The following is a 19,833-nucleotide window of genomic DNA, read 5'->3' as shown; positions in this document are numbered from 1 at the left end:
CCCGATCCACCGCCCGACTCTTTCTCGTGCGGCCGGCTGAGAGCCACCTGCTACAGGATGCGGTGGATGAGCTGAGGAATCGTCAGTAGCGGTTGAACCGCGCTCGGATCGAGCTGCGAGAACAGCGTGAGCGAGAAGGTGAACAGTCGCGCGCGGGCGGCGGGCGGGTCGTTGTCACTGAGCCAGTCGGCCGCGACCTGCCCGACCGTTGCGCCGGTCGACCCGTCCATGACGACATGGGCCAGTGCGATGGGCAGCCGGCTCACGAGGCCCGACGCGCCGTCGGTTCCGGGAAGGATCTGGAAGCCGTAGCCGACGCCCACCGCGGCCCCCGCGTCGGTGGAGCCGCCGGCGAGTGCGGCGAATGCGGCGGTGAGGGCGTCGTCGAGCGGACCCAGCTCGGTTAGGTCGACCGGTTCGTCCCAGATGTTCAACGGCGTCACGACGTCGGGAGCGACGGCCGGGGCGGTGCGGAAAACGAACTGCTCGTCGGTGGGCGGCCCGTCGGGGACGAGGCGCGTGTTGCGGCGGACGGTGAGCGTGGCGCAGGCGTTCTGGTACTCCATGACGTGCAGCCCCGGCCAGCACAGCCGGAACTGCGGCCACCCGGTTGCGAGCACCGGCGGGTCGAACCGGTACCTGCGCGTACCGCCGACGGGTGCGTCCGGGACGAGCGGAACGGCGGTGCCCGCGGCGTCGACGTAGGAGACCTCGGGCCACGCGCCGCCGGGGCCGGGCGTCGCCGTCACCGGGGTGAGCTCGACGGAGGCGAGATACGTGACGTCGTCCTCGACGGTGTAGCCGACGCGCACGCCGACGGTGACCTCGACGGGGTCGGGGCCGGGCGTCGCCGCGGGCGGCTCCACGGCCGCCGGGGCGGCGTGCTGCTCCGCGGTCGCCGCGGCGGCGGCGGGCCACCTGCCGTCCCACGCGTCGGCGACGAGGCGGACGAGGCCGGCGAAGGTTCCCGCGGCGTTGGCCCGCGCCGAACCGTCGCCGGAGTCCGTGACGTATCCGGCGAGCAGCGACCAGAGGCCGTCGGCGACCGAGACATAGCGGGCCAGCGCGCTCACGACGTCGTCGGTGCCTGCGTCGGCGGGTCCGGCCCCACCGGTGACGTTGAAGGCCACGGTCACGCGCACTTCGTCCTGCGCCGCGTGCTCGTGCACGTAGCCGACTCCGTACGTCCACCGCGGCGCGCCGGCGAGAGTCGGTGGCTCCTGCGCGAACGTCGCGCCGGCCGTCTGCCCGAGCAGTACCGGCGGCGCCGGGTACGCGCGCAGCGGCACCGGCACGTTGGCGCGTCCGAGCGTGGTCCGTAGCGCCGGGGGTCTGGCGTCGCCGGTCAGCGGCGGGTAGAAGGCGAGCCAGCGGGACGCCTCGTAGCCGCCGATCCGAGGCTCGGCCGCGATGTCGTACTCCAGGTCCAGGAATCCGTAGTCGAGGTCGACGGGGACGTACGCCTGCCAGCGCGGATCGGGCAGGCTCAGGAGGAACCCGACGTACGACGAGGCGGTGGACAGATCCGTCTTCGCCGACGACAGGGTGTACGAGGCTCCGGACGGTGTAGCGAGCGTGCCGTACAGCCGGGCCGGTCGTCCGCCCGCGGTGTTGGTCGGCGGCGTGACGGTGGCGTCGTACTGTACGAGCGCGGCCGCGTCATAGGCACGCGACAGGCTCACCGAGAGCTCGTCGGCAAGCCGCGCGACGGCGGCGGCCCGCGCGGGCACCGCGTGGGGGTCGGCGACGTCGAGGACGGGCCAGAGGCCGCGGGCGACGGCCCGGGAGAGCGTGCGCTTCGCGGCGAGTACCAGGGCCAGCGCGTCGCCGGTCGCGGGGTCGGCGTGCACCGCGGTGGCGTAGGCCGCGGTGAGGAACAGATCGACGTCGGCGAGCAGGCGCCGCGCCCACACCTCGGAGTCGACGCCGTCGAAGTCCGTGGGTGTCGCATCGGGGACGAGGGCACCGTCGGGGCCGAGGGCGTGAACCGGGACACCGGTACGGCTGACGAGCTCGTGGGACAGCGGCCGCAGGGCGAAGACGCGCGGCATCGTCCTCGCGGTACCGTCCCCGTCGTGCCAGGTCAGGCCGGGCGCGACGTGTACCTCGGGGATGCCGCCCTCCTCCGTGAAGGCCACCACGGACAGGTCGGTTCCGCCGCCCGGGGCACGTCCGGTGGCCAGCCGCAGCAAGGGGAACGCCGCCCTGAGGGATGCCTCGAACGCCGCGAGCGTCAGCGATTCCTTCCCCTGCTCGCCGCTGTCCGTGACGTGGGGCGGCACCGGCGCGTCCGAGCGTTCGGCGGCCCCCGAGCCGTCCGCGGTCCGGAAGACGGGGTCGACGAGGACGTCGGGCCGCGCCAGTCGCAGCGCGATGGAGAGGGGGAACGGCACGGTGGTGTTCGCCAGCGGCAGTTCGGCGGGCAGCACCGCGGCGACGGAGACCCGCGCCTGCGGCAGCAGCGCCCGTGCACCGCGCCGCAGGAACGCGACGTCCGCCAGGGCCGCCACCAGGCCGGCCGACGTCAGCGCGGCGCCCGCCGCGGCGAAGCGCGTCAGGACGGTGTTGAGGCTGTCGTGCGCACCCGTGGTGACGCTCACGCCGTCGACGGTCAGGGTCACACCGTCCTCGACCAGCCCGGTGACACCGGCGTTCGCCTGCACGAACGCCACCGGGTCCAGGCCGTACGCCGCTGCCGCACCCGCAGGAGTCAACGCCGGGCCCGTACCGGCCAGCACAGCCGGCCCGCAGACGAGTAGCGCACCGTCCGCGAGGTAGGACGCGTCGCTCGCAACGGCCGCCACCGTCTGTTCGAACGTCACCTCCCCCTGTGCCGCGAGTCGTTGCCATACCGCGCCGAGGGTGTCGTCGACGGTGGTCATGGTGGCCACCGGTCCCTCCGGGGTGTCGACGGAGACCGTCCGGTACGGGGCGAGGACGCCCGGCATCGCTGCGTTGAGGCCTCCCAGCCCGAGCCTCGTCGTCCCGAACGCCGGGCCGAGCGCGTCGAGGGTGTCATCGGGCCGCAGCGTGTAGGGCACCCGCACCGTCCCGGGCACGGTGACACAGCCGGGCAGCACGGCGTCGGCGAGCGGGCGGGCGGCGTTCGCGGTCAGGAGCAGGGCCGGTGGGCAGGCGTAGCGGTCGGCCAGCTCGTGCAGTGTCTGCCCGGGCGGCACCGTCACCCCCGTGAAATCGCCGGCGTAGAGCAGCGTGCCCGCCTCGAACAGGTCGTCGGTGTCGCCGTTCGCATCGGCGAGCCGGGCTCTTGTCGCGCCGGAGGCGTTGGCGGCGAGTGTGTCGCCTTCGACGGCGACGTAGTGCCGGGAGGTCAGCTCGGCGGCAGGGTCGAGGATGCCGGGCCGCGTGGCGTTGGCGGCGGCGAGCGTGGCGACGTCCGCGTCGTGGCCGAGCGCGGCGTAGGCAGCTGCCACGTCGGCGAAGGAGTACGGCGGCTGCTGCGGCACCGCGAGCGGCACGTCCTCCCACAGGAAGACGAACCCCGGACGCAGTACGCCAGGGGTCGTCGCGTTGTCCGCGGCGAGCAGCCCCGGGAGGGTGTGTGCGGAGGCGGCGACCGCGTCGAGCGACGCGTCGGGGTCGGCGAAGGAGACGGACGCCGCGGGGGTCGTCAGCGTGCTGGCGGGCCGCAGGGGGAGGTCCGCGTTCTCCTCCAGAGCGAGCAGCGCCGCGCCGCTCGCCGGGTGCGGCCAGCCGGGGCCGAGTCCGTGGACGAGGTCGTCGGCGCTGCGGCCCTCGGCGAAGACCCCGTACGCGGGGACGACGGGCGCGTCCGGGCCGAAGAGAGCGGCGGCTTCGGCGTTCGCGTTCGCGGTCGCGAGACCTTCCGGCGAGGCTCCGTAGGCCGTGACGAGGTGGGTGACGGTCGCCGAGGCGGTGGCCGGTGCGGTGGCCGCGGCGGCGGCCGACGCGAGGAAGCCCGCCGCGGCGTAGCGCCACAGCGGCGTCCCGTCCACGGCCAGCGGGTCGGGCGCGCCGTCGCCGCCGGGCATGAGCGTCGTGACCAGGGATGCCGTGGTCCGGCCGCCGGCGAGCTGGTAGTACGCGGTCGCGTAGCGCTCGGCCTGTCGGGCCGCGGCTTGGATCGCGCTGGCCGCCGAGTTGCCCGGCTCCGGCGCGGCGGCGCCCGCCTGCGGAGCGATCGTGACGGTGAGCAGGGGACCCGCGGAGCTCGGTGACACGGTGTACGAGAGCGACACGGCAGGCCACTGCGTGACGGCGAGCAGCGTGTCGGTGTAGCCGGCGGGCGCGTCGACGACGTACGGCGTCTCCCCGTCGGCTCCCGTCGAGACGCCCCTGTTCCCGAGCACGTCGCACAGGCCGAGGGTGATCGGCGCGACCGGTGTCGTCTCGCCGGCGATGCCCCGGTACGGGTCCGCCGCGCTGTCCGGCAGGCCCGGCACCGCCGGGGCCGGCTCCGGGGTCGCGGTGCGGGCGTAGGGGATGACCTGCTGGAATCTCCAGTACGCCGGTTCGGCCTCGGTGACGGCACGTCCGAAGCGGCGGGCCCGCGCGAGACGGTCACGGTGCCATGCGGGCAGGCCGGTGCCGTCGTTGTCCGCCGGTGGGACCGGCAGCCCGCACGCGCCGAGCGGCGTCGCGGCGTCGTACGTCAGGAGGCTGAACAACCGGGCGACCCGTGCCTCGGGCGTGTCGTCGTCCGGCGGCTGCGCCAGCGTGGTCGTGAAACCGGTCAGCCCCTGCGGTACGACGGGCACGATGGAGGTCTCGGCGCCCGGCTCGGCCGCCTCGACGTACAGTGCCGTGGCCGACGGATCGAGGCCGGGCGCCAGGACCGCGCAGGTGTCGAAGGGCAGCAGCGTGCGCCCGCCGGGTGCGGGGTCCGCCCGGTCGTCGAGGACGACGAGCAGTGACAGGCGGGCGAGTCCGTCGGGGTCGAACGCACCGGCCGGGAGGTCGTCGTCGGTCGCCGACCGGTACCGGAGGTAGTAGCCGGTACCGCCGACGACGCTGCCCTGCCAGAGCAGGACGAGGAAGTCCGCGACGTCGGCCAGCGAGGCGGCCCAGGGCTGCGGGCCGGTGCCCGACGGCGCAGCGGAGGGGGGCTTGGACTCGGTGGACTCGTTGGTCTTGAGGATGAAGGTCCAAGAGGTGTCCGCCGCGAGTACCGCGAGCCCCGAGGTGTTGGACGCGTCGGGCGGCGGCGCGACGGCGAGGAAGGCGTCGGCGCCGTGGCCGTCGGCCAGGTGTGCCCAGAGCGCGAGCAGCACGTCGCGGTCGGTGGTGTCCGCGCCGACGAGCTCGTAGACGTGGGGGAGCGTGCCGACCTTCCGGACCCCGAAGGTCACCGTCGTCGCGAACGTGGAGTCCCCCACGATGTCGCCGGGCTTGGGGGTGAGCCCGGGTGCGGCCGTGCGCACCACGTCGTACGGCGTTGTCGGGGACAGTGCCGCGCGGGCCCGCAGGGCTTGCGGGAACGACCACAGGCTCGCGCTGCCGGTGGCGGCCGCGTCCCGGCCGGGGACGGGGATCGGGATCGGGGACTGGAGCTCGACGCGGTGGTCGAGGCCGTAGCTGACGGGTGCCGGCTCGCCCAGCGGCAGCGGCGCGGGCGGGCTGATCGGCTCGATCGTCATGACCGTCGGCGGGTAGAGCCGCAGCAGGTCCGCGTTGGTGAACTCCAGCGTCAGCCGGGTCGTGATGTCGCTGCGGACGACGGCGCCGTCCGTGGTGGCGGACTCGCGCAGCACCAGCCAGTCGGCCGCTGACGTGAGACCGATGCGCAGGGCCACGGCCTCCGGTTCGGACGGGTCGGGCGCGGGGCTGTCGAACTGTTGGCCGGTCAGATCGTGCAGCGGTGTGAGGGCGCCGGTTGCGGCCCGGTGCCCGCCGCCGGCGTCGGCCGGTGCGGGCACCCGCTGGCCGCTGAGGAGCTGCCGCGACACCAGCCCGGCGATCTGTCCGAGCGCCTCGCTGGCGGTGACACGAGCGATGACCTGGTCGATGGACGCGGCGGGCACGTGCGGGACGTGCAGCTCCGTCCGGTCGCCGCTGCGTGCGAACACCGCTCTGGTCGCGATCCGTTCGGCGAGGTCGGCCACCGGCAGCGCGTAGTGCGCCGCGAGCGCGGCGAGCGTGTCACGGCCGGCGGTTACGGTCGCGGCCACGTCGGGCACCGGTACCAGTGCGAGCGGCGCCAGGATGTCGGCGGTCGCGACGAGTTGCCCGACCGTTGCGGAGGTGTGGACGACCGTACGGGCGGCGAGCGCGGCGAGCGTCTCCCGGGGCTGGATCCGGGTCGTCGCCGCGGGGATGGCGAACCCGCCGTCCGGGGCCCGGGTCACCGCGTCGCGGAACGCCGGCCAGCCGGGCGGCCCGCCCGCGCCGGTGGCGGCGCCCTGGGCGAGCGCGAGCGAGGCCGCGACGGAGCGGACGGTGTCGCCGGGCAGCGTCGTGTAGGTCGTCGGGTGCTCCCAATCGCCGAACTCGGTCGGGACCTGCAGCTCGGTTCCGCCGCCGGCGGTGTAGTCGGGGTCGAGGTGGGGAAGTGCCTGGAGGTACCACTCGACGGCTTCGACCTCGGCGTCGGGGACGTAGTGCGTGAACATCGCCGCTGCCGCTTCGACGGTGGAGGTGAACGAGCCCTCCGTCAGCGTGAAGGCCGGCACCTCCAGTACGGCGCCGGCGCGCAGCAGCGCCGGGTCGTCCAGCACCTGCGCGATCACGTCGGGATCCGCGACACCGAAGCGCAAGGCCACGGCCCGGAGGGTCTCCGACGCCTCGACCTGGTGGTCCACGGTGCCCAGTGGCAGCGCTTCGGTCACGGTCAGCGGGAAGTCCGCGTTGGCCAGCGCCACCGACTCGGCGCAGACTCCCAGCTCGACTTGGAGCACGGTACCGGCGGCGGCGTGCGCGAGGTCCTGTGCCAGCCCGGGGTCGAGGAAGGCGAGCTCTGCCGTGGTGGTCCCGAGTGCCTCGGCGACGCTGTCCGGCGTGTCGCCGGCACGTACGGCGTAGGAGACGGTGGCACGGGGGAACTGCGAGGCGATGTCCGCGAGCGACACCGGAGCCTCGGGCGCGGGCACCGTCCAGTCCTCCAGCAGGCCGGCCGCCTCCTGGACGGCGGCCCGCGCCAGTCCGAGGCACCAGTCGCGGAAGACGTACGAGGCGAACGACTCGTACGCGTCGAGCGGGTCGTCGGGCTTCGCCGGGAGCGGGGCCGGTGTCGCGGCGAAGCGTGCGGCGTACTCGGCGATCCCCCACTCGTAGAGCGGTCCGACCCTCTGGTAGGTCGCCAGGTCGCGTCCCGGTGCCTGTGGTGAGGTCCATGCGACGAACGGCGGGACCCCGACGACCATGCCGTCCACGTCGACCGGATCCTCACCCGCCGGGCGCCCGGTGACGTCGAAGTGGAGGTTGGTCGCCAGGAACACCGCCAGGTCTTCCACCCCGAAGGGCGTGTCGGTCTGTCCGGGGTCGCGCAGGGCCCGCGCCAGTACGTCGAGTTGGCCGGCGGTCACGGTCGCGGATCCGTGGCCGGGCGACCCGGTGACCGCGGCGAAGCACCAGCGCAGGAACGCCTCGACGAGCCGCTCGGCACCTGGCGCCGCTCCCTCCGGCGCGTGCAGCGGTGCGAAGAGCAGCAGCGCGGCGCGGTGGGTCGGCGCCGGGGGAGCGGGCGGGGTGACGCTCCAGCCGACCGCGAGGCCGTCGACGGAGAACGCCGGCAGGAGCGTCAGTTCGGCGGTGAGCGGAGCGTCGGGGAACACCTTCGTCGTCGGAACCCAGGTCACCGTGGTGCCGCGCGGTGCGGCGAGGGCCGCGGCCCTGCGCCCGGGGCTGCGCAGCGGCGGGAGCACGGTGGAGCGCAGCAGGGCAGCAGTCGGCGCCGACTGCCCCCCGGTGACGATCCACGGCGTGGGCAGGTCGCGGCCGACCGTGAAGCCGACGTCGATGCGCGCGCTGAACGAGAACGACACCGTGATGAACAGGACCTTCACCGACGCCTTGACGCTCACGCCCACGTTCAGCCGGAACACCGAGGTGTGGTACGCCGCGAGCGCGACGCTCGCCTCGGCCCACGCCTCGATCGTGACATTGACCTGGACGATCTTGAAGTCGATGCGGCCGTAGACCTTGCCGTGGATGCCGACGACCGCCTGGGCCCAGTAGTACATCGCGGGCGCGGCGCCGCTGCTCGACGGGTTGAACCACGCCAGCACACCCTGGAACAGGGCGAGCACCTCGACGTAGGCACCCCCCGACAGCGGTCCGAACGACACCTCCTTGCCGACGCCGACGGCCAGGCCGACACCCAGCTCCAGCACCGGCACGAACGTGCCGTTGGAGACGCGCGGCACGCGGCTGGAGGTCGCGCCGCTCAGGACGCCGAAGTAGACACCGCCGCGGCCGACGAACGGCAGCACCTCGACGGAGAACGACCGGCTGAAGTCGCGGCCGTGGGGGAAGCCGAGGTCCACGAGGAAGTCGCCGTTCGTGTAGACCTCGACCACGACGATCCCGACGGTCACCGACACCGCGCCGAAGTCGATGCGCCGGAACGCGTCCGGCAGCCGCAGCTCGACCCGGAACATGCCGATGTCGTCGCTGATCTTCTTGTAGAGGATCTCGAACTGGAGGCCCGCCAGCGAGCCGGCGCGCTCACCGCGCAGCCCGACGGCGAGGCCGTACAGGCGGGGGTCGTTGAAGACGAACGACAGGTCCAGCGTGTCGAGGAAGGCCGCCTGGAACCCGATCAGCCACTCGCTGTCGGGCGAGAACTCGAGTTCCGGCATCTTGCCGACGGGGTTGCCGTCGGGCTTGACCGGCCTCATGTCCGCGCGTAGCTGTGCGACCGTGTCCCGGATCGTGTCGGGGTACTCCGCGCGCAGCGCCACCCGCTGCCCGATGCCGAGGTAGAGGAGGTCGAACAGCGACTTCCCCTGACCGGGCACCGCGGGCGGCGACCCGCCGAGCAGATCCCACGACAGCGGTCGCTGGGAGGGGTAGTCCTGCCCGAGGAAGCTGCCGGTGAGGATCATCTCGACCGTCGAGCGGCCGTCCGGCTGCCGCTTCCAGCGCACGCCGACGGTGTCCGCGGACATCACCCCGAGGTTCGCCGTCGTCGAGTACGTGAACTCCACCGTCGACTCGGCCGGGTCGACCGTCAGCACGAACGACGACAGGTCGATCCTGGACAGGATGTCCCAGGGCGGGTCGAGCGTGACCTTCACCGTCGGCGCCGCCAGCCCGATCAGGTACTCGACGATCTCGCCGAGGGTCACGCCGCCGAGCCGGACGGAGACGACCTGGTGGTTGTCCTCTCCTCGCCGCGAGGTGACAGCAGAGACCCACAGGTCGCCGAACTGGATCTTCAATAGATAGGCAAGCTGCTTGGCGGCGAAGTCCACGCCTGCCGAGACCGCGAGCTTGTTCACCGAGAAGGTACCCGCCACCGAGCCGCTCACCCCGCCCTGCGCGTCGCGGGAGACGGCGACGCGGGCGCCGACGGAGAGGTCCCGTGGCTGACCGAGGATGACGGGCCGCCAGACACCGACCACCGCCCCGGCGACGTCGTAGGTCCCCGGCGTGGGCGCGAAGTGGAGCGACAGCTCGGTGAGCGAGACCGAGGGCAGATCGTTGTCTGACGCTGCGCCCATGAACTTGCCGACCAGCGTGACGAGGTCGACCTGGTCGCCCGCCCCCAGCTCGCCGTGGAACTCCCACGCGGTCGACGCCGCGTACTGCGCGCCGACCTCGAACGACGCGTCGCCGCTGCCACCGGGCCCGACACCGGGCAGCACGAACGTCGCCGTGATGCCGCCGGCCACCCCGCTCTGGAGCACGTCGACACGGAGGAACACGTCGCTGAGCTTGATCTCCACCCCACCGACCAGGACGGAGAAGTCGGTCGTGACGACGGCGGCACCGGTGAAGGTCTGCGCCCACAGGTCGGCTTCGAGCTCGAACTGCGTCACGTCGAGCGCGTAGGGGAACGTCACGCCGAACAGCCAGCCGAGCGCCTGGTCGAGCGGGATCTCGCCCTGCGAGAGCGCCCCCGTGACGACGAACTGGGGGAAGGAGGCCGTCACGTCGAGCGAGAACACCGGCTCCTGCGGCGTCGCGAGGGCGGGCGGGCGAGCGGCTCCGCCGATCGCGACGCGCGGTGGTCTTCCCGCGGCGAGCATCCGGCGGTCGAGGTCGGCCTGCCCGACCTCGACCGTGCCGAACACCGTTCCCGACACGCTCGGCGCTCCGCCGCCCCACAACGCGAGCCAGCGCATGCCCACATTGGTCACGGCGAGGTAGGGCACCGGCGGCGTCCAGCGTTTCGCCGACCGGAACACGACCGCGACGTAGTCGAGCGCCGGAGCGCCGCCCGTGACCGACGGCGGCAGGAGCGATAGGTCGATCTCACTGATCCGGAAGCCGGTGAAGTCGTCGAACGCGCGCGGCGCCGCCAGGAGGTCGGCCGGCACGCCGATCACCGACGCGATGCCTGCCAGGCCCCCGCCGAGCCCCGGCGCGTCGTCCAGGGGGAAGGCGACGTGCATGAGCCAGGTCGTCGCCATCGCGAGGAGCGGGGTGCTGACGGTCCCGGTCACAGGCTCGTTGGTGCCGAGGCGTAGCGTCGCCTCGCCGTAGACCGCGGAGTACGACGCCACGGGGCTGACTGCCAGGTCGAGGTCGAGTTCGGTCGCGAGCCGGAGGCCGAATTCCTCCAGGGCGACCGGTCCGAGGGTGACCGGCGGGTGCGTCGATGCCGCGAACAGCGACAGGTCCGGTGCGCTCGCAGCGTCCGCGGGGATCGATACGGGCCCGTCGAAGCACAGTGGGAACGGCCCGTAGAAGTCCGCGAACGGGTCGAACAGCGGTGACGCGCCGACCGCGCCGGTGAGCCGCAGGCCGGCCGTGCCCCCGGTCGTGGCCGTCGCGGCGAACACGACGCCGGAGACCGGCAGGTCCGCGAGGAATGACGGGCGGTAGCTCACCACCCCGCCCTCCTGGACGGGGGTGGGCGGCAGGGTGGGGAATACCGCGCCGAACGTCCACCCGGAGACTGTCGCGAGCCGCAGCGCGAAGACACCGCCGTCGTCGCCGGTGGCGTACGCGAGGGTGACGCCGACCGCGAACGCCGCCCCGCCGGGGACGGCGAACGACGCCTCACCGGTCAGGTTCACCGAGCGGGCGCTCCAGGTGAGTTCGCCGACCCGGACCCGCCATGACGGCCCCGCGCGCAGCAGGTCGAGCGCCGGCCCGAGCGCGGCCAGATCGGGCTCGGCCGCGACCGCGGCGGGCAGGTCGATCGTGCCGTCGTGGCGCTGGCGTACGAGCGCGTTGTAGACCTGCTCCGGCGACGGCGTCACGGCAGCGCCCGCAGTCGGGGCAGCGGCCGCCGCGATGTGGGGGCCGGGTGCCGGGGCAGTGCGGGATCGGGCGGCGCGGCGGTCGGGCGGGCGTCGGCGGCCTGGGCAGCGTCGGGCTCGTCGGGCTCGTCGGGCGACGGCAGCGACACCCACCGGTTCTCGCCCAGCGCGTCGGGGTGCGGCCAGCCGGTCGGCACGATGCCGCGCGCCGCGATCATCCGCTCGTAGTCGGGGCGGTTGACCTGCATCGTGAGCGTCACGACGTTGGTGACGGTGTACGTCCACGCCACGCCGAGCGCACGCGGCGGCTTCGGCTTGTCCGGCACCATGCGCGCCGACGAGTTGGGCGGCAGCACGATCTCCTGCTGGCCGCTGTCCGACTGGTCGACGTACATGTTCGTATAGATGTTCGACTCGGTCTGTACCGAGTACCACCACGGGCGGCTCGGCCACGCGAACCGTTTCCCTTTGCCGTCGGCGTAGTCGTACTTGTCGTCCGGGGTGAAGTACGCCGTGTAAAAGTGCCGGCCGCCCAGGGTCGGGTCCTTCCAGTATGGCTTTCCCCGCGCGATTCCCGCCCAAAAAAACTCCATGACCTTTGCCGACGGGTGCTTGAACGTGCGCACCTTGTCCGCGCTGCCGGTCAGGGAATACGGCGTGATGTTGTCGACGAAGGTCGTGAGGTTGTCCTCGCCATCGATCCCGCCGCGGACGTCGAACGTCGTTGTGGCGCTACCGTGGTGGGGCAGCGTCAACATGGCAACCGCGTTCAGGTACGCCTTCTTGACCGAGGCGCTCACCACCCGGTTGATCTGGTAAAGGGTCGTTCCGGTCGCGTCGCCGGTGACGACGAACTGGAAGCCGCGGAATGCCAGCAGGACGACGACCGAGTTGGTGTTGACGTTGTAGCCGTCGGACGCAGCCTTGCGCTTCGTCCCGTAGGCGGCCTGCAGGGCGACCTTCGCCTTCTTCTGGCCCGGCTCGGCGGCGTTGGCCATGAGGATCCAGAGCTTCAGGTCGCCCAGCGTGTAATTCGGGGCCGGCTTGGGGTTGCCGAAGAACGCGCTGAACCCCGGGGGCAGCGGATCGGGGCTGTTGACCGGCATGTACGTGTCGAGCTGGTCGAGGATGTTCGTGCCGCTGCGCTTCTGGTACCGGCCGTAGTCTCCGCCGTAGACGACGGTGTTGATCGTGAGCTCCGAGGCGGTGAAGTACGACAGCAGCTCGGGGATGAGGTTGATGTGGTCGGAGTCGCTGTGTGACAGCACAACCAGGTCGAGCGTGCCGGAGTCGCTGAGCAGTCCGGCGACGATCTCCGCCGAGGGGAACCCGGCGTCGGCCTTCTTCCGCTCGGAGCCGAGGTCGAGGAGGACCGAACCGACGAGCTTGTCCTTGTCGTCGAAGACCTGAAGGAAGTTGCCGCTCCCCTGGCCCACGTCAAGAACCCAGAACACCAGCTTGCTCATCTCTGCGACCTGTTCCTCTCGGGGAGGGCCCGGCGGCCGCCCGCGAGCCTGCGCCGTGCGGCTTTCGCCTGCGTGCCGGAGTCATAGGCCGCGTACCAGCCGACCGCGGAGCTCCTGCCCTCGGGGTCGCCGAAGACGAGCACGTCGAGGTCGCCGGGAGGGAAGGAGAACGCGAGGACCGACAGCGCGAGGTGGCGCAGCCGCATCAGGTATTCGCGCTTGCCGCCCTCCTCGTACGTCGTCAGCTCGAAGCCGCGGAACCCCAGCTTGAGCACGCCTTGCAGCGGCCAGCTCGCCGTCGTCGCATCGGCGCCGGCCAGCCGCAGACCGAAGTACACGGGCCGTTCGTCCCGCGTCCCGGGCGACCAGGCGACCAGGAGCGTGGCGTGCATGCCCGCGCTGCCGGCCAGCGCGCCGAGGCTGCCGAGGTCGAGGGTGAGCACCAGCCCGAACCACGGCGGGGACAGCAGCACGGCGTCGAGGGGCGCGAGGACGCCGGTGTAGCCGAGGTCCTCGGGGGTCCGCCCGCGCGGCCCCCCGGGAGGGTCGGGCACCGGGTTGGCCGCGGCGCCGGTGACACGGACGGGAAAGCCCCTGGTGAGCGACTGCACGCGGGCCTCGCTGTTCGCGAGGTCGAACGACATCCGGTCATAGGCCGTCGTGAACGCCTGGGCGCCGGGATCGGCGGCGGGGAAGGCCATCGACACGATGAGGTTCCCGAACCGCAGGTACCCGTCGAACGCAGGCGTGCCCGGCGGCGGCAGAGCCGCGTTCGGGCCGTAGGAGAACAGGTCGGCGTGCGGCAGCTCGGCGAACCGCAGTTTGCCGGTGAGTACGAAGTCGACGGCCAGCGTCCCGGCGTCGATCGACCCCGTGGCCGTCTGCACCTGTACGCCGAGCACCTCGACGCCGAGCAGCACGGAATCCCCGGCGGCGAAGTCGGCGCCGCCGACGAGCGTGAACGCGTACGACGGCCTGCCGTTCTGCCGCTGGTACGACCCGAGGAGGACGAGGTTGTTGCCGCTCTCCGGTGCGCGCTTGGTGAGCACGGACCCGAACAGCCGGTTGGCCATCAGCTCCACCCGGGCGGAGAACTCGGCCAGCGCGGCATTGGCGAAGCGCGCCGACAGCTGCTGGGTCTTGAACGCGAAGTCCGGCTGCCCTGGTTCGACATGGAGGTCGGTCGGGTCGTCGTAGGAGATCAGGCCGAACGCCGCGGTCTGCCCGAGCGTGATGCCGCCGTCGGCCGAGTGCTTGAACGGCGTGACGCCGAACCCGACGTGGCGGGCGTAGAACCGGTTTGTGTCGATGCCCGCGGTGACGAACTGCAGCTCGCGCGGCAGCTCGGCGACGGCGACCGGGGCGTTGAGGACGAGGACGCCGTTCCACGCCGGGTTGTCGGCGACTTCGCGGAGGAAACGCGCGTAGGGGCCGCCCGGGTCGACGGCCGCGCGGTCGCGGGCGTCCTCGATGACGCCGAGCACCAGCTCCTGCGTCGGCCGCGGGTCGCCGTGCTCGTCGTACGCGGCCTCCGGCCAGCCCCAGGCGGGCAGGTCGCCGGCGAGGTCGGTGAGGGAGCGGGAGGCGAACTTGACCAGCAGTACCGTCCTGGCGTCCTCGCCGGTCCGCCACGAACGCGGCGAGAGCTGGAACGTCCAGTCCTGGAGCACCGCCTTCAGCAGCCCGGCGACGGACAGCAGCGTGTCGAGGTAGGCCCCGGCCGCCGCCGCGACCTGCTCGGTGAACGCCTCCTCGGTGTCGTAGGCGTCCGGTCCGGCAGCGTCGGCGACCGCCTGGACGACCGGCGCCGGGACGCCCCTCGCGAGGAGCAGCGCGCGTACCATGTCGTCGACGCGGTAGCGGACCGAGGACTGACGGAAGAATTCGGTGACGTCCGAGACGACGGCGAAGGCCTCGCCGGACTGGAGCAGCGCCTGCAGGCGCGGGCCCACGGCGGTCAGCACCAACTCGTCGACGGGCGCGCCGGGCAGGCGGGCCAGGACGGCCTGCCGCCATGCGGTGCCGTCGGCCGTCAGCCTGGCGAGAAGGCCGTTCGGTGTGACGGCGAGCGCCGTGTCCTCGCCGGCCTGCCCGCCGGCCGCGTCGCGGACCGGAAGGCTCGCGCGGCGTACCGGGGCGAGGGCCGCCTGCTCGATCGTGGCGGCGTACGGCGCCAGAGCAGGGTCGACGCCGAGGTACGCGCCGAGCGGGACGACGGGCGGGTCTCCGTCGACGAAGGCGCCGAGCGTCGCCGCGGGCATCTCGTGGAAACGGAGGAACCCGGTGTCGTCCGCCCGCGCGTACAGCGGTGACTGCCACGGCTGCGCGTAGTAGGTGAGGTCCGCGGAGGTGTCGGGGAGCAGCGCGACGTACGCCGTGGTCCCGAGCGGCTCCAGCGCCGCGTCACCCGTGCCGGGCAGGAACGCCGGGTGGCCGGCCTGGAACAGTGCGACGGCACCGTTGCCGACGTCCACGTACTCCACGCCGGACAGGCCGAGCGCGAGCCGGGTGCCGTCCTCGGCCCCGACGGCGAGCAGGAAGGTCCCGTCCGGCGTCAGGTACACCTGGGGGTCGGACGGGTCGTCGACGACGCGGGGGCTGGTGGCGAACACCAGCCGTGCGGGCCACTGCGGCGGCGTCCCGCGGACCGGCGCCAGCGTCGGCTCGGCGCCGAGCGTTGTGGCGAACCGGGCCCGCAACGCGGGCGGGTCGGGCGCATCCGGCGGGTCGGGTGCGAAGAACCCGAGCGCCGAGCGGTCGGGCACCAGCGGGAACAGCGGGTCGAATGAGAGGTACACCGTCAGCGCACTGCCGTCCTGCGCGAGCAGAGGCATGGGAACGGCGAGCACGGCAGCGCGGCTCGGGTCGTCCGGGTCGGGCATGGAGTAGCGCAGGCCCACGTCGAGGCGTGCCATGTCGTCGGGGTTGGCGTGGTCCAGCGTCAGCGTGCCGGTCAGGCAGCCGACGGCGGGGCCGGAGAACGGGATGCCCGCGCTGCCGGGCGCCGCGCGGTACACCGTGCCGTCGGGCCCGTCGAACGATGCCCCGGCCAATGCGACGCCCGCCGGCGCCCGGGTCAGCGCCGTGCCGCGCGGCACCGTGACGGCGTAGCCCCCGCAGCCGAAGGACGCGCCCTGCCGGACCGTCCACACGATGGCCGGGCCGCTCCCCGTCGACGTGGCGGTGAGGTTCCACAGCTGCCAATAGGCGGGGTCGCCGTCCGGATCGGCGATCCACACGAACCGTGTGTACGGCAGCTGGGCGAGCACCTGGTCGATCCCGGCCACGAACGGGGGGTACGCCGCGGGCTTCGCCGTGCAGAAGACGTACGAGCCACCGGCGTCGCGCCACACGTCGTCGAGCGTCGCCGGGTCGGGCAGGTTGCCCTTCGCGCGGTAGCCGGCCCAGTACCCGGCCACGGGCGAGTCGCCGTCCGAAGAGAGCTCGTAGAGGCCGTCGGCGACGCGGACGAACGTGGGGCCGGTCATCGCATGGTCAATCTGTCGCCGGCGAGCAGCGGGAGCGAGAACGCGTCGAGGCCGGCGCCGTACTCCGGCAGTCCCTGCCAGTCGAAGCGGACGTGGCGGGAAGCGGCGACGTCGTAGCCGCCGTTCACGGGGACCGGACCGGTCGCGCGGGCGAGGACGACGCCGGTGGCGCGGCCGGCGCCGTACGGTGGGCGGCGGCTGAGGCGGGCAAGCACGTCGCCCACCGTCGTGCCGATCGGCACGACGGCCCCGGCGCCGTCCACGACCACGCGCACGCACGCGCGCAGGACGGCGCGCCCGCGGAAGTCCACGACGGGGCAGCCGGGGCGCGGGTCACGCCCCGCGGTCTCGATGGCCGCCCACGTGCCGGCGGTGGCGATCGCGAACCCGGCGCTCGTCCTCGCCGTACCGACGGCGTCCGGCGCGGCGAGCCGCTCCGGAGCGAACAGCCGCAGGTAGCGGGCGGGCCCGATGAGGCCGAACAGGTCCGCCACGTCGGCGAGCCCGCTCACCACGTTGCCGCTGCCGGCGGGCGCACCGGCCGAGAACGCGCCGGTCGCGACGAACTGCGCGAGGAAGGCGTCGAGGGCGAGCCGCCCGCCGTCGGCCGCGGTCCACGGCGTGACGTCGTAGTCCGCGTGGCCCGTGCCGACCCAGCCGTTGACGTAGGGCGGCGCCGCGGACTGGCCGACGTTGACGTAATCGGCGAACGCCACACGGAGCACGACGCCGGGGCGCAGGTCGACGTACCCGGACTCGGCGTCGAGGCCGTAGGCGTAGTACAGGGTCTCGGCGAACGTCTGGGGCATCGTGCGCGACACCGCCTGCTGGAGCAGCGCGACTCCGGCCGCGTCCGCACCCGCCTCCTCCACGGCGGTGAGGAACCCGGCGTACGCCTCGCGCAGCGAGCTGCGCACCGCCTCTGGTGTGAACGGCATCGTGCGGACGGTCAGCGTACGGCCCGCCGCGTCGACCCGGAACGGATCCCTCTCCACCGGCCCGGTGAACGACGTCCCGAGGCCGGGCAGGGCCACGGCCACATCGCCTGCCGCCGGGGCGACACCGGCAGAGGTGTAGACGTAGGGGTACGCCGTCGTGGCCGGCCCGGCCGAGAGGAACCAGCTCTCGGGCACGAGCGGCACCGGGGGCGACGGCGGTCCCGCGTCCGCCCCGCGCAACGCCTGGACGACGACGGTGTAGTCGCCGCCGAGCATGGTGTCGACCGCGAACGTCGTCTCGGTGGCGCCCACCGGTGCCGTACCGGAGCCGGCCGGCTCGGAGGCCAGCACGGTGGCGAGGTAGCCGGTGGCGCCCTTGACCGGGAGCCATGAGACCGTCGCGTCGGCTCCGTCGAACACCACCCGTGAGACCACAGGCTGCGCCGTCGGCAGCGGGTACGGGTCGCCGAAGGGGCCGGTGACCGTGGTCGTGGTGGTGCTCACGACGGCCGCGACCGCGAGCGCGGCGTCCGCTCCCGGGGTGGGGGTGACATCGCAGCACGGCGTGGTGACGGTCCGCGGCTCGCCGTCACGGAGTCCGTCGCGGAACGCCTGGACGAGGTAGGAGGTGGCGCCGGTGATCGCCTGCCAGGCGACGGCCGTCGTCCCGGTCGCAGGGTCGGTGGTCGCGGCCGTGACCCGTGGAGCCCGGGTGACGAGGGGGAGCGGCCCGGACGCCGGCCCGATGACCGGTCCGGTCACGCCCATGACGTCGACGGTGAGCTGGCCGTCGGGGAGCCCGCCGTCGATGCGGACGTCGACGGAGCCGGAGGTGCTGCCCGTCGACGCCGTGGCGATCACGACCCCACCCGCCAGGACACGGAGCCGGTAGGCGGCGGGTGACCCGGCGGGCTCGGCCCAGTCCGCGGTGACGGTCGTTCCGTCGTACGCGGCGGACACCAGCACCGGATGCGCGGTGATCAGCGGCACCGGAGCGCCCGGTACGCCGGTCGCCGCCCCGGCCACGGCGGCGGCGGTGACTGCGTAGGGTCCGGGGCCGGCGGGGAGACCGATCCGGCCTGACCGGCCTTCGAGGACGGTGGTCGCGACCGGAGCCCCGGCCCGGGTGACGGTGACGAGCGTCGCGCCCGTCGGGGAGCGGAGTGCCAACTCGACCGTGCCCGCGGTGCCCGGAGGTGCGTACACCGTCGCCTCGACCGACGGCGCGACGGCCAGGAGCGGAAACGGCGCCGACGGCGGACCCGTCGCCACCTGATCGGCCGCGGCGACGACGAGCGAGAGCGGCGAGCCGTTCGGCATGCGGGGGACCTCCACGTCGAGCACGGCGGTGTCGCCGTCCGGTGTCGCGGTGACCAGCGTCGGCCCGGCCAGGCGTGCGCCGCCGGCGAGGACGGTGACCGCGTACTGGAGGCCGGTGTTGCCCAGCGGGGCGACCTCGGCGGTGTAGCCGAGACCGGTCGCGGCGTCGCCCGAGGCGTAGGCCGTCGCCAGGACGGCGGGCGGGTGCGTGTACGCCGTGGCGACCGCGGCGGGCCCGGTGGAGACGGCGTAGGTGTCGGTCGCGGCCGGACGCAGCGTGAGCGTGAGCGTGCCGGGCGCGAGCGTGAGCGGCGCGTCGGCCACGTCGAAACGTGACGCCACCGCGGCGGCCGACGGCGCGGCCTGAGCCGCGGAGCCGCGCCACACCTCGCCGCCCCCCGCGGAGAGCGTCGCGACCGCCCCGGTCGCACCCGCGCCGCCCGGTGCCCAGGCCACGTCGAGCGCTGCGCCGTCGCATGTGACGGAGACGACGGACGGCGCCTGCCACAGGACCGCGACGGTGTTGGAGACCACCTTCGCCGGCGTGACGACGGCGATCCAGTACCGGCTGCCGGGTTTGAGCGTACAGCCGGCCCGCCCCTGGTCCCATGTCCCGCTGGCGTCGTCGGCGGCAACCGGTTTCCCGACGGCGTACCGGGATTCCGGCACCGCGGACGAGTAGAGCTGCGTGCTGTACGGGATGTCGGGTGCGGCGGTGCCGTCGTACGCCTGCCAGCGGAGCGTGAGGAACCAGGGATCGCCGGGCACGTACTCGACACTGGTCAGCACGACGTCCAACGGCGACACGACGTTCTCCTCGCGGGTACGCACGTCCCGACCGTATGCCCGCGCCGCGGACGGGAGTACCTCGACGCGCTGCGGCCGCGGCCCATCGGGGGAGCCCCTTCACCCACCGTGGTCAGGGCCCGCCCCACGCCGCCTTGCACCGCCACGGCCGTGGAAGGCGGTGCTTGCTGCCAGGCGAAGTCCGGGCACTTCTCGGCTGGTCCCCGTACACGACCTCGTCGATGGCCGACGGGCCTGCCGCCTCGAACGGGTTGTCCAAGGTGAGGAGGTCGTCGATCTCGGCGCGCAGGGCGGTGAATGCCCGCTCAGGGTCGCCGCGTTCCGGGTGGTCCCGCGTAGTACGTGGTACCCGGCGGGCAGGCCCTTCCGGTCCAGGGCCAGCTGGGCCCACACCAGAGTCGAGACGATGAAGCCAGCCGCCGCAGGTCCTCGGCGTCCCAGGGGTCTGCCGAGGTCCCGCCGCCGA

At 73.5% G+C, this 19,833-nt stretch carries 4 protein-coding genes; all 4 read right to left on the bottom strand.

The window, feature by feature from the left end; genetic code table 11:
- Positions 1-50: 50 nt before the first annotated feature.
- Genes ACIQUT_RS32855 through ACIQUT_RS32840 form a run of 4 tightly spaced genes read right to left on the bottom strand, consistent with a single transcriptional unit; the run spans position 51 to position 19,391 of the window.
- Positions 51-11,348 carry a hypothetical protein gene (locus ACIQUT_RS32855; protein WP_403568363.1) on the bottom strand — a complete coding sequence of 3,766 codons (11,298 nt, stop codon included), beginning with the start codon at positions 11,346-11,348 and terminating at the stop codon, positions 51-53.
- Positions 11,345-12,814, bottom strand: coding sequence for a hypothetical protein (locus tag ACIQUT_RS32850; protein WP_403568361.1), 1,470 nt, complete (start codon positions 12,812-12,814; stop codon positions 11,345-11,347). Before ACIQUT_RS32850 ends, ACIQUT_RS32855 begins: the two co-directional genes overlap by 4 nt.
- Complete coding sequence (locus ACIQUT_RS32845; protein WP_403568359.1) at positions 12,811-16,302, bottom strand: hypothetical protein; 3,492 nt, start codon at positions 16,300-16,302, stop codon at positions 12,811-12,813. Before ACIQUT_RS32845 ends, ACIQUT_RS32850 begins: the two co-directional genes overlap by 4 nt.
- Positions 16,299-19,391 (bottom strand): hypothetical protein, encoded by a 3,093-nt coding sequence (locus ACIQUT_RS32840; RefSeq protein ID WP_403568357.1) that lies wholly within the window; start codon positions 19,389-19,391, stop codon positions 16,299-16,301. The genes ACIQUT_RS32845 and ACIQUT_RS32840 overlap by 4 nt, the downstream gene beginning before the upstream one ends.
- Positions 19,392-19,833: the final 442 nt, after the last annotated feature.

The sequence above is a fragment of the Streptomyces sp. NPDC090445 genome, assembly GCF_044769385.1.
GTDB lineage: Bacteria > Actinomycetota > Actinomycetes > Streptomycetales > Streptomycetaceae > Streptomyces.
The sequence above is the reverse complement of the archived record's forward strand: the minus strand, read 5'-3'. Positions and strand labels throughout refer to the sequence as shown.